The sequence below is a fragment of the Alicyclobacillus acidocaldarius subsp. acidocaldarius Tc-4-1 genome, assembly GCF_000219875.1.
Taxonomy (GTDB): domain Bacteria; phylum Bacillota; class Bacilli; order Alicyclobacillales; family Alicyclobacillaceae; genus Alicyclobacillus; species Alicyclobacillus acidocaldarius_A.
Genome location: NC_017167.1, coordinates 139,773 through 164,533, shown reverse-complemented (window position 1 = coordinate 164,533; position 24,761 = coordinate 139,773). Strand labels below are relative to the sequence as shown.

The following is a 24,761-nucleotide window of genomic DNA, read 5'->3' as shown; positions in this document are numbered from 1 at the left end:
CGTGAGGCCGCAGCGGCAAAGAAATTTGCGCTGCGGCTTGTTTCGTTTCTTGCGGGCTCACTCGCCGAGCGTGCGGTTGTACAGCTCCCGCCGCTTGACGCCGTGCGCTTCGCTCGCCCGCTTGACCGCCTCTTTATGCGAGCACCCTTCTTCCATCAGCCGTTCCACCTCGCGCACGGCCGCGGCCCAGCGCGCCGCCTCGCTCTCATGCCCCTCATGCTCCGCCTGCGCGCCCCGGTTGTCGATCACGACCACGTACTCTCCGCGCGCCCCTTCCGCTGCCAACCGGCTCTCGAGCTCCTGAAGCGTTCCGCGCCAGAACGACTCGTGCAGCTTCGTAATCTCCTTCGCCAGCACCGCCGGCCGATCCCCGAGTTCCTCGACGAGCCAGTGAAGCAGATTCGCCACGCGGTGCGGCGCCTCGTACATCACGAGGGTGGCCGGAAGCTGGCGATACGGCGCCAGGAAGCGCGCGAAGTCCGAGCGCGATCGCGGCGGAAAGCCAAGGTACATAAACGGCGTGGCGGGCAGCCCGCTCGCCATCAGCGCGGCGAGGAAGGCGCTCGGGCCAGGCACCGGCACAACGGGCACGCCGGCCTCGAGCGCGGCGGCGATGGCCGCATCGCCGGGATCCGAGATGAGCGGCGTCCCGGCGTCGCTGACGAGCGCCACACGCTTCCCCTCGCGCAGCCGGTCCGCGAGCCACTGGATGCGCGCCGCCTCGTTGTGTTCGTGAAAGCTCACAAGCCTGTCACCAGCCGGAATCTCGTAGCGGCTCAGGAGCTTGCGGGTCTGCCGCGTGTCCTCGCACAGGATGATGTCCGCCTCGCGGAGCACGTCCAACAGCCGCAGCGAGACGTCGCGCAAATTGCCGATGGGCGTGCTGCACACGTACAGGCATCCGCCTTCGGGTGTCATCTGGTCTCCCAACGCCTTTTCTCCTCCATGCTGCATCCTGCGAAAAAAGCCCGCTCGATCGCGCCCGCAGGCGCGCCGAACGGGCCCTTGCCGTCAAGCGCGTTCGATGAACGCCAGACAAAACAGACATTCCCCGTCTGTGCGCAGGCTCCCATATTTGACGTTGCAGATGTGAAATCCTTCTCGATAAATGCGGCGCAGGTTCTCCTGCGCCGAGCCCGACTCCGCAAGGCCCTTTCCCATCGTCAGCGCCTGATAATGCTCGTTTTCTCGCCGCAGTCGCTGATTCTCCTCGATGAGCTCCTGAATCTGGTGTTTCAGCGATCCGAGCTCTTCGTACAGCTCGCCGATGCGCGCCTCCAAATTCGCAACCTGCACAAACAGCGATTGTTTGTCCATACCTGGACACCAACCTCTTTACGCCATCGCGTCCTGGTCGTGGTATGCGTCGTTCTCGAACTTCAAGCAACACATCAGGCGGCCGCACAGGCCCGAGATTTTGGACGGATTGAGCGACAGGCTCTGATCTTTCGCCATCCGGATGGAGACGGGATCGAACTCGCCCATCCAGGTCGAACAACACAGCAGGCGCCCGCACGGGCCGATTCCGCCGAGGATCTTCGCCTCGTCCCGTACGCCAATTTGCCGGAGTTCGATTCGCAAGCGGAACACGCTGGCCAAATCTTTCACCAGTTCGCGAAAATCCACGCGCCCGTCGGCGGTGAAGTAGAAGATGAGCTTGTTCCGGTCGAACGTGTACTCCGCGTCCACGAGCTTCATCTCCAGGCCGTGCTTCGCCACCTTCTCGCGAAACACCCCCATCGCCTGCTTGGCGCGCCGGCGATTCTCCTCCACCACCGCTCGGTCCGCGTCCGTGGCAATCCGCATGACCTCTTTCAGGGGCAGGACGACGTCATCCTCCGCCACCTGTTTCGGCCCCACCACCACGCGCCCGCACTCGATGCCGCGCGTGGTCTCGACGATCACGTCCGCGCCCTTTTCTATCGGAAGATCGCCGGGATCGAAATAATAAATCTTCCCGGCCGGTTTGAAGCGCACGCCGACTATCGTCACCATGAGGTTGTAACCTCCCGCAAACGGACGCACATCTGCTCAAGGTTGAGCAGCCAAGCGACGTGCGACTGAAGGCGCAGTCTCGCTTCCATCACCGCCTGAACACACGCCGCATACTGCTCCACCTCGAGAATGGGAGCGATGCGCCTCGCGACCTCTTGCCACTCCGCAAACCGCTCCGCCTGGCCACCTGCGCGAACCCGCATGAGCTCGCGGAGCCACTCGGCGAGGAGCAAGAGGCCGTCTTCCGCGGGGACATCCTTTGTCATCGACTGCCAAGACGCGGCCATCTCCCAGGGCGACGCGCCACCGGTGAGCCACGTCTCCGTCCATTCTATCACCCGTTCCATGAGCCCGGCAAACGAAGGATCTTCCGCACTTGCGGCGCGCGCCACGACCGAGATGGACGTCGGATCCGTGGAGAGAAAAGGAGGCGAGGCAGAAAGGAGGCAGGTGAACGAGCGGGATCGAAGCGTGGACAGCACTCTTTGACGGCTCTTCGCGGTCAGAATCGCGTACGTCTCCGGCGCGGGCTCCTCGAGGGTCTTGAGCATGCGGTTGGCCGCGACGGGGGTCATTTCATCGGCGCCGTGGAGAACGTACACCTTGCGCGTCCCATGGCCTTTGGTCGCAAGCCACGCTTGCAGCGCCTCCACGTCGCCCGCCTTGAGCCCTTCTTCTCCCGAAGCCCAAAAGTCGGGGTGCGATCCGGCCGAAAACTGCGCGCAACTTCGGCACCGCCCGCACGGCGCATCCGCCCGCGGCGCTTCGCAGAGCAGCGCTTGGGCGAGCCACCTCGACACCCTCTCGGCCTGGCTCGGCTCGCCCACCAAGAGCACCGCGTGCCAGAGCTGACCTGAGCGAAGCCGCCTCACGAGGACCTCCGGCAGCCCGACCGCCTCATCCAGGCAGCCATTCGCTTTGAACGCTTCCAAGCCGTCGACCGCCTTTCCCAACTTTAGAACTGCTCGAACCGCTCGATGTCGAGCACGAACACCGTCGCGCCGCCCACCTGGACATTGACCGGATAGGGAATGTACGACTCCATGCTCGCCCCCATCGGCGACATGGGAGCCACCACCTGCTCGCGCGCCTTGCAGGACCGCTGAATGATCTGCATCACGCGGTCCACCAGATGGTCTTCCACGCCGATGAGAAACGTCGTGTTGCCCGCGTGCAAAAAGCCGCCGGTGGACGCCAGCTTCGTCGCGCGGATATCCTCCTTGACGAGGTTCTGCGCCAGCTTGTTGCTGTCTTTATCCTGAACCACGGCGATCACGAGCTTCATGTGGGCTCACCCACCTCTACAAGTGTTGTTGGATGAGATTCCATACCAGCGCCCGGATCTCCTGCTCGATGTCGTCCGGCGATCTCGACGCGTCGATCCGCTTGCGCATCTCCGGCGCCGCACGCCACAGCCGCTCGAACGCGTCCGCCACGCGCTCGAAAAACGCCTCGTCCCGGCGCTCGATCCGGTCGAGTCCAGCACCCTCCGCGCGGGCCCGAAGGCGCAATCGCGCCGTTGCCCAATCGAGATGGAACCAAAGCGTCAAATCTGGGCGCAGGCCGCCAAGGGCGTACTCGTTCAGCGCCTCGACCCAAGCCTCTCCGAGGCCGAGCCCTGCGCCCTGGTAGGCGATGGACGCGTCCACGAACCGGTCGCACAGGACGATTTCGCCCCGCGCCAGGGCGGGCCTGATAAGCTCCTCGACGTGCTGCGCCCGGGAAGCGGCGTACAGGAGCGCTTCCGTCCGCGGCGCCATCTCCTGATGGCGCGGATCGAGCAAAATGGCGCGGACCGCGTCGCCAATGCGCGTGCCACCCGGCTCCCGGGTGACTACCACGGGGAGCCCTTGCGCCTCCAGCCAGGATGCGAGCCGGAGAAGTTGAGTCGTCTTTCCTGCGCCGTCGATGCCTTCAAACGTGATGAGGAGCCCCTTACGCATCGCACACCTCAATCGTTCCGTCTGCCCCCACGCCCACCACGTCGTGGCCGTCCTCCCACAGCCGCGCCAGAAGCTCGGCGTGTCGTTCGGAGACGACCTGTCCGGGCCAGAGGGCCGGCACGCCCGGAGGGTACGGTGCGACGGGCCGCTTGGCGATGTGCCCCACGGCCTCGCGCAGCGGCACGCGCCGCCCTGGCGCGTGGTGAATCACACCCGGGCGCACAGCGAGTTCCGCGGGCGCCTCGTAGAGGTCGGCGCCCGCCCACCCGCCGTCACTTGTCACTTCCCCCGCCTCCTCGCGCCAAGTCCGATACACCTCAAAGAAGCGGGCCACCTCTCGCTCCGTCTGTCCAAAGCCAAACAGCGCCAGTGCGCCCGAAGCGTCCCAGTATTCCAGGAACATGCCCGCGTCTTCGAGCCGCTTGGCGAGTTGGGCGCCCCGCGCCTTGGAACCCGTCGGAATCCAGAGCCGCATCGGATCGGTACCGGCGTCAAACGCGCGGTACGCCTGCAGCCGATCCAGCGTCTCCTTGACCAGGTCTTGGCCGGATCGCAGAAAAGCTTGCGCGGCATCGAGAGCGGCCAAGAGCAAGTAGGACGGACTGGTAGTGTGGAGAAAGAGAAGCGCCTCGTGAATCGCGTCCGCGAGTTCCGGGCGCATCACGTGCACCCACGCGGCCTGGGTCAGGCAAGGCAGCGTCTTGTGCGGACTCTGGATGACCACGTCCGCTCCCTCCGCTACGCTGTGAGGAGGCAGGCGCGGATCGAGCCCGAAATGCGCGCCATGCGCCTCGTCCACGAGAAGGAGCGCGCCGTGGCGGTGCGCGGCTTCGGCAAGCCCGCGTACATCCGCCACCAAACCCTGATACGTGGGACTCGTCACGAAGACGGCCCGCACGTCTGCACACCTGCGGAGCGCCACCTCGAGCAAAGCGGGCGAGGGCGGATCGAACGCCTGCCGCTCCGCATGCCAACGAGTTGGCACAAAGACGGGGGATGCGTCCGCATACACCAGCCCCCGCCAGACGCTCATGTGGCACGGGCCTGCGATGAGGACGCGCTGGCCGGGCACCGGACACGCGCCCTTGAGCGCCGCCATGACACACGCTGTAGCGCCGTTGACAGAGTAATAGGTTCGGTAAGCGCCGTAATGGCGCGCACAAAGTTTCTCAGATGCGGCAATGCACTCGCTCGCACTGTGGAAGTTGTCGAGCCCCGGGAGCTCCGTCAGATCGAGCTTGATGGCCTGTCCCAACCACGCCGATAGCGGCTGGGGCAGATATCTGCCGTGATGTCCCGGCACGTGAAAGGACGCCCGCTCTCGCGCCGCATGGCGCATCAGGCAATCCAGGATGGGCGTCTCGACAGAGCCGAGTTCCCTGCTCCTCTTCACTCGCCCGAACCTCCGCGGCGAAACAGGTCGGCCCTCCTGCGAACCTCGTGCCGAACGAGCCAACCGAGCGCGCCTGCGCTCGCGATGGCGTACAGCAGGCCGAAAAGCGGCCAGATGACCTTGTTCAAGCCGTTTCAACGCTCCTTTTCGTGCCTCCGAAGGATGTTCTCATTGTACCATGGCTCGCCGGCCGACCGCGAAGCGCTCCAGCCCAGGCCATCCGCCGCATCGAAATCTGCAGACGCGAAAGGCGCACCGCAGCTGCGATGCGCCCGCGGCCCCCGCAGGAGCCGAAAACTCACGTTCACAGCGACAAAGCCGATAGCCAAATCAGCTTCATCTGCTCCACATAGCGGCGATAGGCCTCGTCCTCGACATCTGTCTGGACGATCTCGCGCTCACACGCGTGGCAAATCAGTTGCCCGCACACCCGCATGCCCTCTTGTCCAGTACGGCCGCAGATGATGCAGTTGTCCGAGGGAAGAGCCGTACCCCAAAGCTCCTCGAGATCCGCCATTTCTCTCATCGCACCATCACCTTCTCAGAGAGGCCATTTTGTCGCCCGCACATGTCCATTGTTGCACGAAATCCGCCTCCGCATACGCCAGTCCGCGACGTTCGTTTCCATGGCCACACTCCCACCGTATGTCGTGTCACGCGCGTGGGTCCGAAGCTAGCCACAGATTCGGGCTTCGGGTAAGGCTCCGTGCTATAATCTCTTCGAAATGGGGGTGGAGAGGTGAACTCGCCCGGATCGGGTACGGCCAAACTGGCTCGCGGAACCTCTCTGTATGTCATCTGTGTGGCCCTGGCGAAGGTGTTGGGGCTCGTCTGGGTCATTCCGGTGACCGCGATCATCGGACCGACAGGCAACGGCATCTACGGAAACGCCTACGCCGTTTACAATATTCTTCAGCAACTTGCGACCTCGGGCTTTCCGCTCGCCATGGGAAAACTCATTGCCGAACGCAGAGCGCGTGGGGAACGCGCGGTGGTGGAACACATTTACCGCGTCACAATGCGCTCCCTCATGATCTTTAGTGTCTGCGCTTTCGCGGTGATGTGGTTCGGAGCGCCGATCTTCGCGCACATGGTGTCGCTCAAGGACAGCGCGGCGTCCGTGGAGCAAAACGTGCCAAGTCTGCGCGCGGTGTCGCTTATGTTGCTTGTCATCCCCGCGATGAGCGGTCTGCGCGGTTATCTCCAGGGCTTTCAGCGCCTCGAAGGGCCCGCGTATTCGCAGACGTTCGAACAATTGTTCCGCGTCATCGCGATGGTGGTAGGCGCCTATCTCGTAGTGGATGTGTGGCACCGGGATCGCGCGGTGTACGGTGCAGCGGCGGCGACGTTCGGAGGGTTTGTGGGCGGACTAGCGGGCCTCATTCTGCTCGTGGCGTTTGCCCTTCCGATTCGGAGGCGCGAGCGACCGCTAGGCTACGACGACAGCCCATTTCGCAGCAGGCAGATCCTGCGCATGGTGTACCACATTGCGCTTCCCGTCAGCCTGGGCGGCTTAGTCGTTCCCATCGCCAACTTAGTCGACTCGTGGACAGTCACCAATCTTCTCCAAGTGAGCGGCGAGAGCTACGCCCAGGCAGTCGCCAACTACGGCATCCTGACACGTCAGGCGATGTACCTCGTCATGTTGCCGATGTCCTTCGCCTACGCCATCGGCGTATCGGTGCTACCTAGCGTTTCAGCAGCGAAAGCGAAACGAAGCCAGGCGGACCTGCAGATGAACATCACGTTCACACTGAGAACGATGTTCCTCATGAGCTTTCCCACGTCGGCGGCACTGCTTGTCCTCAGTCGCCCGATTAACCTGGCTCTGTTCGGGACAACGGCCGGATCGGACATCATCTCGACGGTTTCGTTCATGAGCATTTTCGCCAGCATGGAGCTCATCTCCACCTACGTGCTGCAAGGCCTCGGCAAGATGTACCGCCCCGTGCGGAACATGTTCCTCGGCCTGGGCATCAAAACTGCGCTGAACTTCGCGCTGATTTTGGGCTTGCACAACGCGCTCGGCGCGGCCCTTGCCACGACATGCGGATACATCGTCTCGTCTCTTCTCAACGTGGCCGCGGTGCGCAAGTATGGTCAAGTGCACTTCTCGCTGCGCCGCCTCATGCGTCCCTTCTTCCGGTCGGCGCTCGTCGCGGCCATCGCGATGTTTGGCGCAGACTACGGACTTGGGCGGTTGCTGCATGCGGGGCACGGCGTGGAGGGGCGGTTGGCGGCCGTGATCGAGCTCTTGGTCGCGGGAGGAGTGGGCGCGCTCGTCTACCTGCTGCTCGTGGCGCGATCCGGCGTGATGACGGAGGAAGAGTTTCGCAGCGTGCCGGGCGTCGGCAAGTATCTCGGCAAAATGGCCCGCAGATTGCGCAAGCCGCCCCGGCGGCCTGGCACAGAGCGGCTACGCAAGTACCCATAAGTGAAGTACGACAAGCGCGGCGAGCCCCGGCAGTCCGAGAAAGCCAGCCGCAAGAACGGTGATGGGGTTGAGAGGCAAGTGGAAGCCGAGGTAACTGCCTATGGCGTCGACCACTGCCATGAGCAGACATCCAATTAGGAGCCCGCGTAGCATCCACAGGAGCGCGCGACTGGGCTTTTGGAAAAATTGGCTTGCCATGAAGGCGCCGAGTACCACGGCGCCGCACCAAAGCCAAACGGATGATACATGCATGGGCGATCCTCCTCGCGTCACTCGACGCGCCACTCGTCGGAGGTCCAGTCGAACTCGGGGCCGTCGAACGAGATCCCGTATTCCCGCGCAAGCCGAAATAGGTAATTGAGCTGGCGTTCGGCGGCGCTCATGCGAAACACGACGTGGTCGATGAGCAGTGGATCCGAGACGCTTTCGAACTGCCGCCTCGCGATCTCGAGCTCGCGCCAGCTCTTCAGAACCTCGCGGAGAAAACGCTGCCGATCCATGGAATCCGGCTGGTCCGGTCGCACGCAGCGTTCGGTCTCCGACAGGGTGGAAGTGCCGGATCGCCTTCGCGCCCACGGCAGAACCGTGTGCGCAGCAGAAGCTTGTGGAGACGGTTTGGGGTCCGATGGCATCACGCTCCGGTCCCTCCCTTGTCCAAGTTAGTACATCATAGACGAGAGGGACGCGGAATATGACTGGTGGCGATGTCCAGGATGAGACACGAGCGGGGAAACAATTGGATGCTTAAGAGATCTTGCGCTTGAGCCGTAAGCGTCAACGTAAGCGTCAAACCAAACCCACATGGTGTTTGCCCTCCTGCTGCTTGAAAATGGGCTCATCAAGCATCGGGAGGGTTCTTGTATGCGAGAGCACATATCTCACCAGGAGCGTCGTGAACTTTGGCGTGAACGTATCGCTGCCTTCTACGACAGCGGCCAGTCCGCCAGTCAGTTTTGCGCTGAGCACGGTCTGAAACCCCATCAGTTCTGGTACTGGCTTCGCCGACTACGAAACGAAACCGCACCTGGCACGCATGACGCGACGTTCGTATCGGTCGTGACAGCCTCATCACCTTCGGATGTAAGCCGTTCGCCCCTGACCCTGCGCATTGGTTCGGTCGAGATTGACGTCCGTCCCGGCTACGACGCCTCGACACTTGCTGAGCTCATTCGGCTCGTGATGCACGTTTGCTAGCCTTCGACTGGATTTCGGATCACCGCGTGTATCTCGCCTGCGGCGCCACGGACATGCGCAAATCCATTGACGGACTTGCCGCACTCGTTCAGGCGTCGTTTCAACTCGATCCGTTTTCGCCATGCCTGTTTGTCTTCTGCAATCGGCAACGGGACAAACTCAAAATCCTGCACTGGTCGCACAACGGCTTTTGGCTGTACTATCGGCGCTTAGAGCGCGGTCGATTCGATTGGCCAGAGACTGGCGATGCCAAGACCATGGTGATTACACGGCGAGAGCTGAACTGGCTCCTGGATGGCCTTCCACTCGAGCAGCCCAAAGCGCATCGAGCTGTGCCTGCCCGTTCTGCGATTTGAACGGGACAAGGAGGAATCGGATCCACGTTGTCGAATGCTTAGGGCATGACGCACGAGAACGGCACCATCACCATGACCGAACAAGAATACGAGGCCCTTCAGCGGGAAAAGGAGCAATTGCGCCAACAGGTGGCCTACTTGGAGGAGCAGATCCATCTGCTCCGTCATCGTCTGTTTGGGCCTTCCAGTGAAAAGCGCCGCAAGACCCAGGCTGAGTCGGACAGCGTCCAGCTCTCGCTGTTCAACGAAGCCGAAGTCGAGGCGGACGCCACAGCTTCTGAGGAGACCGAGGAAAGCGATACGGACGCGACGTCAGAAGGCGTGGAGACGGAGACCATCACGTATAAGCGCCGGAAGCCTCGTGCGGCGCGGGAGCGTGACGCCTGGCTGTATCAGGGCGAAGCAGACGAGGTCGTCGAATACCGACTGTCAGATGACGAGCGAGTCTGCCCGAAATGTGCGGGTGAGCTTCACGAGATGAGCCGTGAGGTCACGCGGCGCGTGAAAATCATCCCGGCGCAGATGAAAAAAGTCGAGTACGTGCGGTACGTGTACGCCTGCCGGCACTGTGAAGCGCAAGACGTGGAGACCCCCGTAGTGCGCGCGCCGATGCCGAAGCCGGTGCAGGCGAAAAGTCTCGCGACGCCGGAAGCGGTCGCCTATGTGATGACGAAGAAATTTGTCGACGGGATGCCGCTGTATCGGCAAGAGCAACAGTTTGCGCGGCACGGGTATCCGCTGTCCCGCCAGACGCTGGCGAATTGGGTGGTGCACGCGGCGGAGACATGGTTAGAGCCGCTCTATGCGAAATTGCGCCAAGTGCTCTTGGCTCAGCGCTATCTACATGCGGACGAAACGACCCTGCAAGTGTTACATGAAGCCGGGCGCGCAGCGCAGACCCAGTCGTACATGTGGGTATATCGCAGCAGTATGAATGGACCGCCCATTGTCCTGTACGATTACCAGGAAACGCGAAGTGCGGACCATCCGCGGCGGTTCTTGGCAGGGTTTCAAGGGTATCTGCACGTGGATGGATACGCGGGATATGAGGGCTTACCGGATGTCACCCTTGTCGGATGTTGGGCACATGCGCGGCGGAAATTTGACGAAGCCCTCAAGGCAGTGCCTCCCAAGGAGCGAAAGGGCAAGACGGCGGCGGAAGAAGGACTGTCCTTCTGCAACGCGCTGTATGCGGTGGAGAAGAAGCTGAAGAACGCAAGCGCCGAAGAGCGGCAACGTGTGCGGATGGCCAAAAGTAAGCCCATCCTGGACGCGTTTTTGGCATGGCTTGAAAAGCAGGAACAGCAGGTGTTGCCGAAAAGCGCGTTAGGACGAGCGGTGAGCTATGGCCTGAAGCAGTGGCCCAAGCTGATTCGGTACGTCGAAGATGGGCATTTGGAGATCGACAACAACCGATGCGAGCGGTCATTGAAGCCGTTTGTGATCGGACGGAAGAACTGGCTTTTTGCCAATACGCCGCGTGGAGCGCGAGCCAGTGCTGTGACATACAGCATCGTGGAGACGTCGAAGGAAAACGGACTGAATCCGACCGCGTATCTCACGTATCTCTTTGAACGGATGCCGAATATGGACATCAAGGATGAAGCGGCGTTCGAGGCATTGTTGCCCTGGTCAGAAGGGCTTCCGGAAGGGATTCGAGTGAAGAGGTGAAATTTCAAATTCATCAGCGAAGGCCCTGCCGGCGACGGCGGGCCTTTCGTATGGAAGGACGAGTCCTTGAGCACCCATGCGGAGCCGGGCGGATGCTCAGCCCCACGCCTGACACATGAGTCAAGGTGTAGTTCGGTTGACGTTTACGCGTCAACCGAACCACACCTTGCGCATCGCATTCACGAAGACGCCCTGCCGTCAATCGGGCAGGGCCTTTGTAATTTTCAATTTCTCACTCGAATCCCATCAGGGAGCCCTTCTGACCAAGGCAACAATGCCTCGAACGCCGCTTCATCCTTGAGGTCCATGTTCGGCATCCGTTCAAAGAGATACGTCAAATACGCGGTCGGATTCAGTCCATTCTCCTTCGCTGTCTCCACGATGCTGTATGTCACAGCACTGGCCCGTGCTCCTCGCGGCGTATTGGCAAAAAGCCAGTTCTTCCGTCCGATCACAAACGGCTTCAATGACCGCTCGCATCGGTTGTTGTCGATCTCCAAATGCCCGTCTTCGACGTACCGAATCAGCTTGGGCCACTGCTTCAGGCCATAATTCACCGCCCGTCCTAACGCGCTCTTCGTAAGCGTAAACTGAGACCCACATGGCTTTCATCCTCTCGTCCTCCCTCATGACGGGCACCTCCCATGAATGGATGACAGGTGCCACGATTCGACATGGGGGTGGGGAATTCATCCCGATGATTTTGAGGAATTGAGGCCGATGATCTTGGGGAATTCTCATCCGATGTTATTGGGGATTTTACAACCGATGTTGACAGACGCTTACCTACCTCCTCCTGTCTCCCCAGAGTTCGGACCAAACTCCAGGGTACAGGACAGAGGTGCCGGGGTGGTCAACTTTTTGGTTGTCAATGTACCCCCACGTGGTCAACTTTTACGTTAGCAAACACAGTAAAGAATTATCAACGCAACTCATCTTGAACGCGTTTTCTTTGAATGCCTATATTTACCTTGCTAGCAACTAGGAGAAAGGGGCATTTTACGTCTCAAAGACTCATGTATGTACCGAAAGGAGTTATGAACTTGGCGATTCCAGCCTGGATAGCATACTTAGCTGCAGTGGTAATCCCCGTTCTGGTGCTTGTAATCAATCCAGCGAGTGCATGGGTTAATCGATGGCTATCGTCCGTGTCAATTTATCCGACCTTGGAATCATCTAAAACTCAGTCTGTGTCTTTGAATGGCGCAGAACTGTCTTCTGATGAACGCCTGCAGTTTATTCAAGCCTGGAATCAAGCCATCTATCTTACTGAACGGCCGGAATTTACTGGATCAAATTATAACCCCATAAACATACACATCAAGGAAGGAAGTCGCACATTTTCCCTCACTGCTTTTTTGCTTGGAGATAGCAAGATTCAGTTCATACGTCACTTGCGTAGGCGAAACATCACGTTTCAGGTATCCTCCCAAGCACTCGAGGAGATTTTACGCACACATGTAGAACGCCAGAGCGTAGGTTAAGTGTTATCTAACAGACACCAGCGGCACTGATTCCGACCATCGGGTTCCTCAGTGTATCTCTGGTTCATGAATAATCTCCCTCAGGGAAGGTCATTCCCGACTATAGAACCCCCTGTTATGGTTCTCTTTATATGGTTTGTTCGCAGAATATGTTCTCTCGCCCATTTGAATCTCTGAGCTTAATTCTTGTGCGCAATTCATACACAACCGCCCAGATTGCGTTGGTGCACCACATCTTTCACATGGGTACGTCATGTTCGGATATTGACGTAGCAAAAGCTTGCCTCTACGGATGAGATCGACGATCTCTTCATATGTTGCACTAGTGCCTTGTGAGACTTCGTAGATGTTGGCTAGAGGGTGTTCTCTCAGGTAGTCGCGGATCTCGGCGATTTTGTTTTCTTCTTCATGGATACAACTCGGACATACATCGTGGCTCGTCTTATTGAAGAGTCGCCCACATCGGCGGCAGTTGGCAAGCGCCACTCCTATCCCTCCGGTTTCCTTTACATCCATCTATTCTCGGGGCAGTGCTTTGCCGCTAGCCCTGGCAATTACTAGCATCCTGTAAACTATGCATTATGGCGATTGAAACTCAAAACGCTCAATGATAGCACGTAGATCTCGCGTTGACTGGAATACCACCGATGCCGCTCGTGCGACTTCCTCCGTAATCGCATACTGTTCTTCGGTTGATGCACTGACTGACTCGGTTTGTTCTCGTACGACGTTCGAGAGTGCATGAGTGCTTTCTAAGATCTCGATCATATTTTTTCCGCTTTGGAATATATCGTGAATCACTGAGCGAAGATGCGCTGTATCCTCTGCAACATCTGAGATCGCGTGATGAATATTTGTCAGGACACTACCTGTTTCGATGGCGGCAGTCATACCCTCTTGGATAGACGTCGCTGTTTGACTCATGTTATTGCGTACCTGCTCAAGAATGTTGGGTATTTGAGCAACCTGCGTCTCGATTTTCTTGGTATGTTCTGAGGACAGATTGGCTAACCTACGCACTTCCGTTGCGACAACTGCGAAGCCTCTCCCATGTTCGCCGGCTCGAGCGGCTTCAATGGATGCGTTGAGGGCCAATAGATGCGTGTCCCGCGTGATCTTCTGAATCGTCGAGAGAGCATCCGCCATCACGGACATAATGTGATCGAGAGAGTCAATGGATTGCGAAAGGCTCGTGGCTTGGTCCACAATGGCTTGCAAACGTTCTACCCAACGTGCAGACGAAGCGTTTCCTTCTTCCGCTCGCTGCATTGCATCTTTTGCCGTAGACGCTACAGCTTGTATAAAGTCGTTGAGCTCCTGAATTTGTTTCTGAACATGGTGCACCTCGGTCATCGTGTCCCGCATATGCTGCGTTTGTTCTTCAGCGCTGACGCTGGTGGTTTGCATGGAAGCGGCAATGCTTTGCAGAGCGGCAGTACTTTGCTGCGCACTGCTTTCGAGTTCTTGAGCACTATCCATCAATTGATTTGAGGCATTCATCATCCTACGGAGCATATCTTCGAATCCGATCGCCAGTTTATTCAGTTCAAACGCCAATTGTCCATACTCATCACGTGTCTTGGGATGCATACGTTTGCCGAGACGACCATGACTGATTTCACGCATGAACTTGATCCAGCTCTTATAATGAACTTCGAATCGAACAAACTCTATGAGCGCGAAAACAGTCGCAACACCAAACAGCCCGACAGATACGGCACGCATGGAAGGATCAACAAGAGCGCATGTAATGCCGGCTAATTGGGCTAAGAAAAAGGGATAGGCCCTTTGAATTGTCGACTCAAAGTTGGGAATACACGTCCAGAACGAAGTACATAAGGTGATTGTCCGTTGACATAAACCGGTGTGGAGATATCAATAATCCGTTCTCCCGTGTTACGGGGATAATCAAATGCGGTGGTCTCCGTGATAGAGGCACACTTCAACCCAACTTCGTCCGTAAAATAGACACCTTCTCGTAATCGATTCGTATGCACTTCCGCATATCCATCTCGCCGAATGAGAAAGAAATACTCCAGATTGCCTAAGAGTTCATCTAGTTTCGCTCGGATATCGTGCTTAGCTTGGTCCGTCAGTCCCCCATGATGTGTGATGAGTCGTTCGACCTCTCGAGCGGCCCGTTCAACGGACTGCCATTGCTGATGTAGTTGGCGTCGTGAGAATGGTTGTTGAGCCATGTTAAACCCCCATACTATGTATCTCCATCTGTTGCGAAACATGTGGTGCGGTTTAACTCGTGATGAACTGTTCAATCTGCTTCAGCTGTTCCGATTCGGCCGCAGAAAAGACGCGATTCAAGTTGAGAAGAACCAACAGGTCATTTCCTACGCGAGCTACGCCTTTGAGATACACCGCCTGTAAACCACCTACCACGGCCGGTGGAGGTTCAATGGTCTCTGGTGGAATCTGAACGACGTCTTCCACGCCATCGACAATCATGCCAACGACTCTATCTTCGACTTCTGCGATCACAACACGCATTTCGTTGGCGTCCTGCGCTCGATGCGTGAATCCCACGCGTTCTGCGAGGTCGATCACTGGCACGACTGAACCGCGTAAGTGGATCACGCCTTTGATGAAGCTCAACGTGCGCGGGACAGGCGTGATCTCCCCGAGCCGTTCCACCGATTGCACTTGCGACACATGCGCGCCATAGCGTTCTTCACCCACCCGCATGATCACATAGGACTCCACCATGCATCCCTCCTTGATCCCATTCGATTTCCCTCATGCGGATTGCCCAATGGACCGCACGTCGAGAATGAGCGACACTTTGCCGTCGCCGAGAATGGTCGCTCCTGAAAAACCACGGACACCCTCCAGGTAACGACCAAGAGGCTTGTTCACAATCTCCAATTCATCCAGAACCTTATCGACGACCATCACAAACTTCTGTTTCCCATTCCGACATACCACCGCAGTCTGCGGAAACACCCACCGTCTCACGCCAAGTCCAAGCCACTCCGCCACGTCGACCATCGGCACAATCCTGTCCCCACTTGGATATACAGGCTCGTTTTGCACATACCGTACGTCTGCTTCTCGGAGTCGCACCACCTCGTCAACATTCGCCATGGGAATCGCAAATGTCTGCCCTCGCACGGAGACGAGAAGCGCCGGAAGAATCGCGAGTGTAAGTGGCAATTCGATCACAAACGTCGTGCCGCGACCGAGTTCCGTATCGATGCGGATTTTCCCACCGAGCGACTCCACTTTATCGCGCACCGCGTCAAGGCCGACGCCCCGACCGGAAATGTCCGACACCTCTTTCGCCGTACTGAATCCAGATCGAAACAGCAGCTCATACACGGCCTCGTCGGACATGGTCGCGCCTTCCTCGGATGTGATCACACCTTTTGCTATCGCGGATTGAAGAACGCGAGTTCGATCGATACCCGATCCGTCATCCGCAACCTCGATGTAGATGTGTCCGCCAGACGCATAGGCCGACAGTCGAATGGTTCCACGACGCGACTTTCCCCGTTGTTCACGCACCTCTGGAGGCTCAAGACCGTGATCAACCGCGTTGCGCAACAAATGGACAATGGCTTCGCCCATCTCTTCAAGCACGATACGGTCCATTTCCGTCTCAAGCCCCGTCATGACAAAGTCGAACTCCCGATTCAGCTTCCGCTCCAGGTCTCGCATCATTCGCGGATAACGATGAAACACCGACTCAACCGGAGCCATCCGCAGCTGCATCACCTCATCCTGAAGGTCCTTCGTCAATCGATCCAAGCGTTCCACGGCCTCCCGCAACGCCGGATCGTTCGAGGCAGCCGCAATCGTATCCAGACGGGTTTTCGCGATAACCATCTCACTCATGGTGTTCAGAAGCGCGTCCATCCGACGCACGGAAACGCGAATCGACCTATCGGGGCGGCTATCGTTGCTCCTAGGACGAGCCGCGGATTCTGTGGGAGTTGTCGACATCGATTGGAACTGGGTTTCTTGAGAACCTAATTCTCCGTGTGAATCTTTCCGATTTGAGCTTCCGCTTGATGTAACCAATCTTTCAGCATCACAGCGAGCGACATCCGTGATGTCGAGCACTTTTTTCTGAATCTGTTCGATCTCGTCGCGTTCTGAATAGATGACGACATACGCTTCTGTCGTTTGCACATCTCCTGCCCACACCGCATCTTCTGTCGGTTCCGCTGCGGCGATGTCCGCGGAATCCTTCAACGTCTGGTACACCATCGCAAGCCGAACGGCAGGCATCATGCAATCAGAGGTGAGTTGAATGTGAAGCCGATAGGCGACCTTGCCTTGTCGTTCGGCTTCCGTTGCATACCGCGCTATGTCCTCTTCTAGCCCGTTTCTTTGACTCGGGTGCAATGGTTCTCTTGCTTGGAAAGCAGTTTGTAGAGAAGCCATCACATCGTCGTCTTTGAGATCAGGCTCACTCCCAGACGTCGAAATGGCCTCGAGGTGAACCCGCATTCGGTCAATCGCTTGGAGCAGGATATCCACTTGCTCTGGCTGAAAGCTCTCAGGATGATCTCTCCACAAACCGAACACATCCTCGACTCGATGTGTGAGCTCCGCCAGGCAAGAAAATCCCATCGTGGCACTCATGCCTTTTAGTGTGTGCGCCGCTCGAAAAAGCTCAGCAACAAGGTTAGGCTCCGGACCTTGGCGTTCAAGCTCCAGACACCCATCTTCTAGTTTCTCGACATTTTCCGTCGACTCGGCCAAGAACGCGTCCAGGTATTCACGGTTCACATGGCTCCCCCCAGATGGAGCAACAGTCGAGTAACGATAAAACCTCTGAGTTTGACGACTGTATCTATCATGATAATCATTGCCTCTCTAGTTCTTCATACAGGGCATCCAAGAGCCGGACAACTTCTTGTGAAGCTTCCTCCAAGTCATGCAGCTTCGCACTGACGTCTGAACGGATGTCCTGCTGAAGAGCGTGATAGATCTCGGATGCCAGTTGATGCATCCTTTGATGAGGTTCGTCAAGACGTTGGAATAACGGATTAGCTGCGAAACTGGAATGTCCCTTTGCCGCATCGTACCATTTCCCTAAACGACATTCGTGGTGGTCTTTCAGTTGCTTCTCCTCCATGGCGTGGTAGCCCATCATATAGTTGTGCAACCACCACTTCCACAAAAGATGGTCTGTCTTGGCAATCCGAAGGAGCATCCGATCGTGATGGGCATTCGCGATGCGTTCGACCATCGCATTACGCAAATCGTTCACTTGCACACCGGTTCGATACATGCCTTTCCCTAGCCCATCTATCCTTTGATTTACATCGGTCACCCCGTCCATGATATCGACCACACGTGAAGCAATATCTTCCGTAGCTGCAGCTTGTTCTTCGGCGCTCGCCGCAATATTCCCCATGTATTCAACGATGTGGTGGATTTCAGAAACGATGTTCTCAATCACTCCCATTGCCTGTTGGGCTGTACCCACTTTATCGACCAGCTCCATGGAGACCGCTTGGGTGACCTGGTTCATCGTTCGAGCTGCGTCTTGGACGTTCTGAATGACATCCATCGTTTCCTGAATCGAGTCTCTCGTTTGATTTGCAAGAGCCCGTACTTCTGAGGCAATGACCTGAAAACCACGGCCGTGTTCGCCTGCTCTTGCGGCTTCAATTCCGGCATTCAACGAAAGGACATGCGTTTGTTCTGCGATTTCTTGAATCAGCTCCAAGACACTTGAAATGCGTTCAGCTGCCGAAACCACTGCAGTCGATTGATATTGCAACTGGTCGAACGTTTGCCGTAATGCAACAATCCCTTCCAAAGCGGTACGCGCGACTTCACCGCCCGCTTGCGCGTCCCGCATAACCCGGTCCCCGTGTTCCGCGGCCTTCACCGCGTAATCCGCCACTTCGCGAACAGAAGCAGATAGTTGTTCTGTTGCAGCCGAGATATTCTCGGAATCCGAAGCGACTTGCTCAATCGCATGTTTTGTTGGGAGAATGTCCTCGATTCCTAAAATGAGCTCTAACACGTTTGATACATTTTCTATATATCCAACTTGTAGTTCTTCCTCTTCATACGCTTCCATGATGACCTGCATATCAAGGAATACCATTTTCAAACACGCCAGCAAGGTATCCGACAGTTCTCGCGGTTTCCCGTGCCATTGATTCACGACTGCCGGAATGAGATATTCAAACAACCGCATGTAGGAACCAATGTACCAGTCCGCGGTCACGTGAATACGGCTATGAACACGACCTATTCGTTTTCTCTCTTGCCAAAATACGCTGTCCGCGACATCCGCACGAAATAGCCTTCTGAAATAATCGACAAAGGTACGTTCCAGACGCTCCCTGTGACTATGTTCTACGATGATCTTGTTCAGGTTGGGGAACTTCTCAATGGTGTCGTATTGTCGCTTTGCGATCTGTTCAAGATAAGGCTCTATCAATGAAGAGACATCTCGAACTCGAGCAAGATCCTCTTGTGTGACTCGTAGAAAAGACAGCTTTTCATTCAATGCTTCTAGGTCTGTATGTACATAGTCATCTTTGTTTTCCGTAGCGAAAACAACATTCGTCTTTTGCCTGAGAAACACCCGCGTGATCTCCTCTCGGTCCTCTGCTCAACGAATAGCCTGTCCATTTACTCTGATTCGTCCAATATGAGAATCACATGAATGAGCCCGATGTTCTCCAGATGTAGAGGAACCTTCGCTGCCGTAACGAACCCCGTCAGCTTGGTGGGACCCACTATGACGGTTGGCGGACTAATTTCCACATGAATCCCATTCTCCGCTAGACGCGTCGACATATTACCCGCCACCATATTTCCAATTTCGCCAACAAAAGATTCCAACATGGTGTCCGCTAATTCCATCCCATACATCGCGACACCTAAGGCTTGAAACACGGGCGCACGACCTTCGATAATCAGCCGGCCCTGCAGATCGTGCGTGAGGCCAATCAGCACTCCAAGTTCTTCGCTATGGATATATTGATTGACCACCTCCAATTTCTCTCTAACAAAAGGTACAGGAAATACTACTTTTGCAGCTTCAAACGACGTATTCAATACCTCAGGTAACACAGCTTGTGGCACCTACGAAACCTCCTTGATGTATCAACATAAACCCCACATGACCGTTGCGCAGCCTGCCGCCAAGTAGTCTTCGTTTCACTATCGCGTTTTGCCACTCTCTGAGCGCAAGAGATATCAGAGTGTATCTGCGGGCCTTACTGTAAGGCCTTTTCGACAGCGTTTATCACTCGGTCTGCTTGGAAGGGTTTCACAACAAAATCCTTCGCCCCGGCCCGAATTGCGTCCAGTACCATCGCTTGTTGCCCCATTGCTGAACACATGATGATACGAGCCTGCGGATCCATCGCTCGTATTCTCCTGACTGCTTCAATTCCGTCCACATTCGGCATGGTGATATCCATGGTGACCAAATCGGGGTGCAATTCTTGGTATAGCTTCGCTGCTTGTTCGCCGTCAGAGGCTTCTCCAACCACTTCGTGTCCATGTTTCACGAGAATATCCTTAATCATCATCCTCATAAATGCAGCATCATCGACGACCAAAATACGCGCCATAAACTTTTCACCCTATCTAGCTGAATTTATATAAAAAATTACAAAACCAATTCTATGTATCCCTGGCTCGTTCGTAACCCTGCTCGTGACGCTATTTTTGTACAACAGTCTTGTCGACGATCTCGAACCACACGGATCCTACACTCGGAACTGCCCAATCATCGTCTGCAATTCCTGCGCGCGTTGACTCAGCGATGCAGCGGTCGACGCGATTTCTTGCATGGAGCCGGCCTGTTGTTGTGCAGATGCCACCACACTTTCGGATTCACACGCCGCTTGTCCCGCCAATTCCACGACAACCGCCATATCGTGTGTCATATGTTCGGCTTGAGTGACGATATTTCGTGTGACGTCAACCACATCCTTGATACGCAACGTCAGGTCCCCCATCGAGTGGCGAATGCTTGAGAAGGTTCGTTTCGTTTCATCTGCTACTGCCGCCCCCTCTTGAACCTCCGTTGTGACCGCTTCGATGGATTGAGACACGTTGGATACCGATTGTATCACCGTTCGTACAATTTCTTGAACCTCTCGTGCAGCATCAGCTGAAGCATTGGCGAGACTACGGATTTCATCTGCTACAACGGCAAACCCGCGGCCGTGCTCACCCGCTCGAGCGGCTTCAATGGATGCGTTGAGCGCGAGCAAATTGGTCTCGTCTGCGATTCGCATGATAGTCGATGCAATTTGACGTATGTTCTCCGATTCTCTTTCCATACGGCTCATTACGTCTACAGCTTCCGTCGTTCGACTTCGGATCGTCTTCATTTGCGACTCCATGTCTTCCATAACCTTCATGCCCTTTTCAGCTTCTTGCTCTGTTCGGCTTGCCGTGTTGTTCAGCGCATCGGCCAACTCGGAAACCTGATTGATCTCATCTCGTACACTTCTTGCTGCCTCAGAAGTATCGTGCATTTGCCTCGTTTGCTTGTCGGCGCCCGCGGCTACTTGCTCGATAGAATGCGTAATCTCCTCGGACGCCTTCATGAGTTCGTCCGTACTCGCCGACAACTCTTCTGCGCTGGCAGCTACGTGTTCCGATGCATCTGCAATCGCCTTTATCAGTGAACGCAGATTCGCGACCAACTCGTTAAAGACGCGCGCCAAATCCTCCAGTTCATCCCGGGTATGTACCTCGACCGAATCGACACGCAAATTCCCGCGTGCGATCTCATCCGCGACCTGCCTTAGGCGCATGATAGGCCGAGATATGGACACGGAGAGTGTCGTACTCCCTATGAGGCCCATCATCATGGCAACGAAGGCTATGATCATATCCCAAATCAAAGTTTGCGCAAGCAAATGGTTGACGTTTGCAACCGCGGCATTTTTCACGCTTTCTTCATCGCTCGTTAACTGTGCAAGACTTTGAATCAGCGGTTGTAACGTGTTGCTGGTGAACATTGCTTGTGCGTCCGACAGACTCGTTGAGGCCAATCGAAACGCACTCGCGTTCTGGTCAAGGATTTGCTGCCACTGCGAACTAAACAAATTGAGAATGGCTTTATCCGTCACAGCCATCGGATAAGATTCCAATAAGGATAAATCTTGTTTTACCTGAGCTAAATCATTCTGGTAATCTTGAAGGTTGTATTGTGCGTTTTGTCCGTTTGGTGACAGCAGATACAGAGCTCCATCGTTATCGGATGTGACGATATCATAGTCAAACTTGCGGACAAGATTTAATACTTTCGCAGCTTGTTCTAATTGATTCACCGATTGATGTATTTTGGTGATTAGGATCGCATTGAGAACCCCCATTGCGATAAGAAGGACCGTCACGAGTCCGGTATTCATCAGGAATTTTTGGCGAATGCGCATCGAAGGAAACATGTTCATCATTTTTTGCGTCATCGAATGAAACGTGCGATCGATAGACTCTTTTGCGGAATCAATCACCGACATGATAAACCCCCAACTCATTCGTAAGCCTGACCTCGGTGTTCAACTCGGTGCAAAGCCAAAAATATATCTATATTCCTTTTAAAACTATAATTTAGGATAAACTACGATCGGGATTCCTCACTTTGTTCCACAGTCGGTAATATAACGTCACCAATCGGTCGATCTCCTCACTCTTCGCTAGTACCGTCGGATCGGTCCATACAGTGGTTTCCACGAGTTTAAGTAACTCATGTCGTTTTTGTTCGATGGTTTGAAGCAAAGACCGAATCTGCGGTACCGACAAGGGCGCGGACCAATAGTATCCTTGACTCTTGAAGATACCCATAGATCTAATCGTTTCTAAATCCTCATGCGTCTCTATACCCTCCGCAATAATCCGTTCACCTGACCCCATGATTTGAACGAGTCGTGATAAGAACTCTTGCTTAGCTGGCGTTCCTGAAATTCCGCGAATCAATGTCCGGTCTACTTTGACCCAGTCTGGTTCTAATACGGCGACCGAAGAGAAAGTATTTGAACCTATCCCTACATCATCCAATGCAATTCGCACACCTCGTGAGCGAACTGTTTGAATAACCGCAGACAAGTGAGTGACATCATAGGGAATGTACTCTACGATTTCGATAACCAATTGTTCAGGGAAACAGATACCTTTTTCAAATAAACTTTCCAAATATTCTATAAAAAGATTATTCGTTAAGCTGCTCGGAGTTACGTTTACAAATAAGGGAGTAGGAGGTGTTTCGGACCACGCTAGGGCGAAAGATTGCATACTGAGGGTCACAACAAGTTGGTCCACTTCTCGGGCCCGATTACACGCGACCGCTGCACGAAACCACACATCCGGCGCAATTGCGCGGCCGTCAATCCGAGGACGGCTCAAGGCCTCGTGGGCACAAACCTCTCCACGAACGTGGTTCACAATCGGTTGATAGACAAACTCGAGAACACGGGTGTGAAGCGCTTGGTCAATCGCTTCAACGAGATATGAGAATTCATTATCTGGAGTTAGAGGATATTTATACCCCCCCCCCCCCCCCCCCCGGAAAGGGTTTATTTTCTACGTTACTTTTTTCCATTACTCTTCCCCCGTCTTCCCACATCACAAAAGGAACAGCTCGCCCCAGCAAGCTGCCCCATGTTCCCATTCGTGAAAGCGGCAGCCCGGCGGTCTTAGGTCCAAGTCCCCGTAGACCCGTAGCTTTGCGTCCCAACGTTTCCGTTGGTTTGCCCTGAAACGCCTCGTATATGGTTCATTGTCCTCGGATTCCATTGCTTGCCCATGTTTTTTATCGACATCATCTCTTACGATTCGACATACCCAAGCAAATGCAAACCTCTATCCAGGTCTAAAGATACATTCGCCATTCTTCTTAGAATTCCTTTCTCTCTTTCAGTAGAACGAGCCTATATCGAACGAGCCTATATACGACGAATCATAAGTATTACCTGTTGCATTTGATAATGAAATCTTGACAACTCCACCCCTTCTCTCTAAGATACCCATTAGGGTATATACCCGTGTGGGTATTCACCGGCCTCTCCTCTGCACAGAGAGGGATGCCACAAAAGCTTATCGGTAAATCTAATCCTGAACCGCGAAGGAAGGGAGTAGCATCTATGGCGATCCGCACGATTTCTGCCGCTGAACTTCATCGCAAAATGGACTCTGGAGAATCACTGTTCATCTTGGATGTTCGCAACCCTGAGGAGTATCAGGATTGGAAAATCGAAGGTAACCAATTGCGATCCATCAACATTCCGTACTTTGATTTCCTGGATGACAATGACGCGCTCTATGCTGACCTTCCGAAAGACACTGAGATCATCACGGTATGCGCAAAAGGCGGGTCTGCTCAAATGGTGGCTGAACTGCTTGAGCAACGTGGTTACGATGTGAGCGTTCTGGAAGGTGGCATGCTCGCTTGGAGTCAGTTTTACGTGCCGGTGACGATTGTCGAGGATGAAAACTTGAAGCTTATCCAGTTCAATCGTCTGGCGAAGGGTTGCCTATCCTATATGGTGATTTCCGACGGAAAAGCCCTTGTCGTCGACCCGAGTCGACATGTAGATGAGTATTTGCGAGTCGCCGAGCAGGAAGGGGCACAGATTGAGCACATCATGGACACTCACCTGCACGCGGACCACATCACAGGAGGGCCCGAACTCGCGCAGAAAACAGGTGCTACGTACTACATCTCGGCCAGTGAAATGCAAGGTTCAGACCGACCCTATGAACCACTCGAAAAGCACAGCGTGATTCAATTTGGCCAAGTGAATGTCAAGGTCTTGGCCATTCCTACGCCGGGTCACACACCTGGAAGCATGTCCTTCTTGGTCAACGATCAGTTCTTGCTGTCAGGGGACACGATTTTTGTGGGCGGACTCGGTCGTCCAGACCTCGGTGGCAAGGCCCGCGAATGGGCACAAGCCTTGTACGATACGGTGTTTCGCACGATAGCTCAGCTTTCTGACGACGTGCTCGTCCTCCCCGCGCATTATGCGGATATCCAAGAAATCAACGCGTCCGGCTATGTCGGAGAAACACTGGGAGAGATTCGTCGTAAGAACGAAATCATGCGTACCGAAGATCGCGAAACGTTCACGGAGACAGTCGCGAATTCGGTCGGTGCCACTCCGCCTAACTATGAGGATATTGTTAGCATCAATCGCGGTGTGCTATCGGTATCCCCTGAAAAGGCGACCGAATTGGAAATTGGGCCAAACCGTTGTGCCATTCATCATACGTGACAACATCGACACGCTTGAAAAGGCGCGAGACAAACGACGTCGAGCGCCTTTTGCGTTTGATATTTACGGATTC

Annotated in this window: 25 protein-coding genes, 2 pseudogenes and 1 riboswitch; of the genes and pseudogenes, 6 read left to right on the top strand and 21 right to left on the bottom strand. The window is 55.5% G+C overall.

Features of this window, described 5'->3' with window-relative positions; translation table 11 throughout:
* Nucleotides 1-57: 57 nt before the first annotated feature.
* The 9 genes and pseudogenes from rsmI to TC41_RS00705 all read right to left on the bottom strand — a co-directional run bounded on the left by rsmI (nucleotide 58) and on the right by TC41_RS00705 (nucleotide 5,857).
* Nucleotides 58-930 carry a 16S rRNA (cytidine(1402)-2'-O)-methyltransferase gene (gene rsmI / locus TC41_RS00740; protein WP_148260086.1) on the bottom strand — a complete coding sequence of 291 codons (873 nt, stop codon included), beginning with the start codon at nucleotides 928-930 and terminating at the stop codon, nucleotides 58-60.
* 81 nt (nucleotides 931-1,011) lie between these two features.
* Nucleotides 1,012-1,317, bottom strand: a complete 306-nt coding sequence (locus TC41_RS00735) for an initiation-control protein YabA (RefSeq protein ID WP_008338013.1) — start codon at nucleotides 1,315-1,317, stop codon at nucleotides 1,012-1,014.
* A gap of 42 nt (nucleotides 1,318-1,359) precedes the next feature.
* Nucleotides 1,360-1,995, bottom strand: a pseudogene (locus TC41_RS00730) (PSP1 domain-containing protein); the annotation flags it as partial.
* Nucleotides 1,989-2,927, bottom strand: a complete 939-nt coding sequence (locus TC41_RS00725) for a hypothetical protein (RefSeq protein ID WP_148260085.1) — start codon at nucleotides 2,925-2,927, stop codon at nucleotides 1,989-1,991. The gene TC41_RS00725 and the pseudogene TC41_RS00730, both read right to left, overlap by 7 nt.
* A gap of 23 nt (nucleotides 2,928-2,950) precedes the next feature.
* Nucleotides 2,951-3,280: a cyclic-di-AMP receptor gene (locus TC41_RS00720; protein ID WP_008337998.1), complete on the bottom strand. Its 330-nt coding sequence runs from the start codon at nucleotides 3,278-3,280 to the stop codon at nucleotides 2,951-2,953.
* Between the two features lie 16 nt (nucleotides 3,281-3,296).
* A complete protein-coding gene (tmk, locus tag TC41_RS00715) occupies nucleotides 3,297-3,938 on the bottom strand; it encodes a dTMP kinase (RefSeq protein WP_014463055.1) in 642 nt (213 codons plus the stop codon).
* Nucleotides 3,931-5,331, bottom strand: a complete 1,401-nt coding sequence (locus tag TC41_RS00710) for an aminotransferase class I/II-fold pyridoxal phosphate-dependent enzyme (RefSeq protein WP_014463054.1) — start codon at nucleotides 5,329-5,331, stop codon at nucleotides 3,931-3,933. Before TC41_RS00710 ends, tmk begins: the two co-directional genes overlap by 8 nt.
* The gene (locus TC41_RS16995; protein WP_014463053.1) at nucleotides 5,328-5,459 is read right to left on the bottom strand and encodes a hypothetical protein; all 132 of its coding nucleotides are present in this window, start codon (nucleotides 5,457-5,459) and stop codon (nucleotides 5,328-5,330) included. The genes TC41_RS00710 and TC41_RS16995 overlap by 4 nt, the downstream gene beginning before the upstream one ends.
* A 176-nt stretch (nucleotides 5,460-5,635) precedes the next feature.
* Nucleotides 5,636-5,857, bottom strand: coding sequence for a sigma factor G inhibitor Gin (locus TC41_RS00705; RefSeq protein WP_014463052.1), 222 nt, complete (start codon nucleotides 5,855-5,857; stop codon nucleotides 5,636-5,638).
* Between the two features lie 213 nt (nucleotides 5,858-6,070).
* On the opposite strand from TC41_RS00705, the gene TC41_RS00700 reads away from it, so the two are divergent.
* Entirely contained in the window at nucleotides 6,071-7,765 is a 1,695-nt protein-coding gene (locus TC41_RS00700) for a putative polysaccharide biosynthesis protein (RefSeq protein ID WP_014463051.1), read from the top strand.
* Here the strand turns inward: TC41_RS00700 and TC41_RS00695 are convergent.
* Nucleotides 7,748-7,963 carry a pro-sigmaK processing inhibitor BofA family protein gene (locus TC41_RS00695; RefSeq protein ID WP_237700068.1) on the bottom strand — a complete coding sequence of 72 codons (216 nt, stop codon included), beginning with the start codon at nucleotides 7,961-7,963 and terminating at the stop codon, nucleotides 7,748-7,750. The two genes, TC41_RS00700 and TC41_RS00695, sit on opposite strands and share 18 nt — an antisense overlap.
* A 71-nt stretch (nucleotides 7,964-8,034) precedes the next feature.
* Nucleotides 8,035-8,397 (bottom strand): DUF2508 family protein, encoded by a 363-nt coding sequence (locus tag TC41_RS00690; RefSeq protein WP_237700067.1) that lies wholly within the window; start codon nucleotides 8,395-8,397, stop codon nucleotides 8,035-8,037.
* 229 nt (nucleotides 8,398-8,626) lie between these two features.
* Between TC41_RS00690 and tnpA the strand changes: the two genes are divergently transcribed.
* The 3 genes from tnpA to tnpC are packed head-to-tail and all read left to right on the top strand — an operon-like array spanning nucleotide 8,627 to nucleotide 10,986.
* Complete coding sequence (tnpA, locus tag TC41_RS15525) at nucleotides 8,627-8,959, top strand: IS66 family insertion sequence element accessory protein TnpA (protein WP_148260084.1); 333 nt, start codon at nucleotides 8,627-8,629, stop codon at nucleotides 8,957-8,959.
* Nucleotides 8,953-9,315 (top strand): IS66 family insertion sequence element accessory protein TnpB, encoded by a 363-nt coding sequence (tnpB, locus tag TC41_RS00680; protein WP_014463047.1) that lies wholly within the window; start codon nucleotides 8,953-8,955, stop codon nucleotides 9,313-9,315. The genes tnpA and tnpB overlap by 7 nt, the downstream gene beginning before the upstream one ends.
* 45 nt (nucleotides 9,316-9,360) lie before the next feature.
* On the top strand, nucleotides 9,361-10,986 hold the full coding sequence (gene tnpC / locus TC41_RS00675; RefSeq protein WP_014463046.1) for an IS66 family transposase: 1,626 nt from the start codon (nucleotides 9,361-9,363) through the stop codon (nucleotides 10,984-10,986).
* Nucleotides 10,987-11,210: 224 nt separating this feature from the next.
* On the opposite strand, the pseudogene TC41_RS00670 reads toward tnpC, so the two are convergent.
* A pseudogene (locus tag TC41_RS00670) lies at nucleotides 11,211-11,570 on the bottom strand (IS66 family transposase); the annotation flags it as partial.
* A gap of 459 nt (nucleotides 11,571-12,029) precedes the next feature.
* Between TC41_RS00670 and TC41_RS16080 the strand changes: the two are divergent.
* Nucleotides 12,030-12,470 carry a YfmQ family protein gene (locus TC41_RS16080; RefSeq protein WP_158306703.1) on the top strand — a complete coding sequence of 147 codons (441 nt, stop codon included), beginning with the start codon at nucleotides 12,030-12,032 and terminating at the stop codon, nucleotides 12,468-12,470.
* A 90-nt stretch (nucleotides 12,471-12,560) separates the two neighbouring features.
* Here the strand turns inward: TC41_RS16080 and TC41_RS15520 are convergent, their stop codons facing one another.
* The 9 genes from TC41_RS15520 to TC41_RS15515 all read right to left on the bottom strand — a co-directional run bounded on the left by TC41_RS15520 (nucleotide 12,561) and on the right by TC41_RS15515 (nucleotide 22,859).
* Nucleotides 12,561-12,986 (bottom strand): TIGR03826 family flagellar region protein, encoded by a 426-nt coding sequence (locus TC41_RS15520; RefSeq protein ID WP_237699988.1) that lies wholly within the window; start codon nucleotides 12,984-12,986, stop codon nucleotides 12,561-12,563.
* Between the two features lie 63 nt (nucleotides 12,987-13,049).
* On the bottom strand, nucleotides 13,050-14,195 hold the full coding sequence (locus TC41_RS00665) for a methyl-accepting chemotaxis protein (protein WP_014463043.1): 1,146 nt from the start codon (nucleotides 14,193-14,195) through the stop codon (nucleotides 13,050-13,052).
* Between the two features lie 525 nt (nucleotides 14,196-14,720).
* Nucleotides 14,721-15,188 (bottom strand): chemotaxis protein CheW, encoded by a 468-nt coding sequence (locus TC41_RS00660; RefSeq protein WP_014463042.1) that lies wholly within the window; start codon nucleotides 15,186-15,188, stop codon nucleotides 14,721-14,723.
* Between the two features lie 30 nt (nucleotides 15,189-15,218).
* On the bottom strand, nucleotides 15,219-17,216 hold the full coding sequence (locus TC41_RS16990) for a chemotaxis protein CheA (RefSeq protein WP_014463041.1): 1,998 nt from the start codon (nucleotides 17,214-17,216) through the stop codon (nucleotides 15,219-15,221).
* A gap of 76 nt (nucleotides 17,217-17,292) precedes the next feature.
* A complete protein-coding gene (locus TC41_RS00650) occupies nucleotides 17,293-19,035 on the bottom strand; it encodes a protoglobin domain-containing protein (protein WP_014463040.1) in 1,743 nt (580 codons plus the stop codon).
* Nucleotides 19,036-19,082: 47 nt separating this feature from the next.
* Nucleotides 19,083-19,538, bottom strand: coding sequence for a chemotaxis protein CheX (locus TC41_RS00645; protein WP_041694834.1), 456 nt, complete (start codon nucleotides 19,536-19,538; stop codon nucleotides 19,083-19,085).
* Between the two features lie 134 nt (nucleotides 19,539-19,672).
* Complete coding sequence (locus TC41_RS00640) at nucleotides 19,673-20,032, bottom strand: response regulator (protein WP_014463038.1); 360 nt, start codon at nucleotides 20,030-20,032, stop codon at nucleotides 19,673-19,675.
* Between the two features lie 138 nt (nucleotides 20,033-20,170).
* The gene (locus tag TC41_RS00635; RefSeq protein ID WP_049784396.1) at nucleotides 20,171-21,937 is read right to left on the bottom strand and encodes a methyl-accepting chemotaxis protein; all 1,767 of its coding nucleotides are present in this window, start codon (nucleotides 21,935-21,937) and stop codon (nucleotides 20,171-20,173) included.
* 91 nt (nucleotides 21,938-22,028) lie between these two features.
* A complete protein-coding gene (locus tag TC41_RS15515; protein ID WP_237699987.1) occupies nucleotides 22,029-22,859 on the bottom strand; it encodes an EAL domain-containing protein in 831 nt (276 codons plus the stop codon).
* Nucleotides 22,860-23,092: 233 nt separating this feature from the next.
* Nucleotides 23,093-23,179: riboswitch (cyclic di-GMP riboswitch) on the bottom strand.
* 378 nt (nucleotides 23,180-23,557) lie between these two features.
* On the opposite strand from TC41_RS15515, the gene TC41_RS00625 reads away from it, so the two are divergent.
* Nucleotides 23,558-24,688, top strand: coding sequence for an MBL fold metallo-hydrolase (locus TC41_RS00625; protein WP_014463034.1), 1,131 nt, complete (start codon nucleotides 23,558-23,560; stop codon nucleotides 24,686-24,688).
* Nucleotides 24,689-24,761: the final 73 nt, after the last annotated feature.

What these genes read in the sequence shown, in the direction of transcription:
- TC41_RS00735 (WP_008338013.1), bottom strand. Translation starts at nt 1,317, where the DNA reads ATGGACAAACAATCGCTGTTTGTGCAGGTTGCGAATTTGGAGGCGCGC.
- TC41_RS00720 (WP_008337998.1), bottom strand. Translation starts at nt 3,280, where the DNA reads ATGAAGCTCGTGATCGCCGTGGTTCAGGATAAAGACAGCAACAAGCTG.
- tmk (WP_014463055.1), bottom strand. Translation starts at nt 3,938, where the DNA reads ATGCGTAAGGGGCTCCTCATCACGTTTGAAGGCATCGACGGCGCAGGA.
- TC41_RS00705 (WP_014463052.1), bottom strand. Translation starts at nt 5,857, where the DNA reads ATGAGAGAAATGGCGGATCTCGAGGAGCTTTGGGGTACGGCTCTTCCC.
- TC41_RS00695 (WP_237700068.1), bottom strand. Translation starts at nt 7,963, where the DNA reads ATGGCAAGCCAATTTTTCCAAAAGCCCAGTCGCGCGCTCCTGTGGATG.
- TC41_RS00690 (WP_237700067.1), bottom strand. Translation starts at nt 8,397, where the DNA reads ATGCCATCGGACCCCAAACCGTCTCCACAAGCTTCTGCTGCGCACACG.
- tnpA (WP_148260084.1), top strand. Translation starts at nt 8,627, where the DNA reads ATGCGAGAGCACATATCTCACCAGGAGCGTCGTGAACTTTGGCGTGAA.
- tnpC (WP_014463046.1), top strand. Translation starts at nt 9,361, where the DNA reads ATGACGCACGAGAACGGCACCATCACCATGACCGAACAAGAATACGAG.
- TC41_RS15520 (WP_237699988.1), bottom strand. Translation starts at nt 12,986, where the DNA reads ATGGATGTAAAGGAAACCGGAGGGATAGGAGTGGCGCTTGCCAACTGC.
- TC41_RS00665 (WP_014463043.1), bottom strand. Translation starts at nt 14,195, where the DNA reads ATGCGTGCCGTATCTGTCGGGCTGTTTGGTGTTGCGACTGTTTTCGCG.
- TC41_RS00660 (WP_014463042.1), bottom strand. Translation starts at nt 15,188, where the DNA reads ATGGTGGAGTCCTATGTGATCATGCGGGTGGGTGAAGAACGCTATGGC.
- TC41_RS00640 (WP_014463038.1), bottom strand. Translation starts at nt 20,032, where the DNA reads ATGGCGCGTATTTTGGTCGTCGATGATGCTGCATTTATGAGGATGATG.
- TC41_RS00635 (WP_049784396.1), bottom strand. Translation starts at nt 21,937, where the DNA reads ATGTCGGTGATTGATTCCGCAAAAGAGTCTATCGATCGCACGTTTCAT.
- TC41_RS00625 (WP_014463034.1), top strand. Translation starts at nt 23,558, where the DNA reads ATGGCGATCCGCACGATTTCTGCCGCTGAACTTCATCGCAAAATGGAC.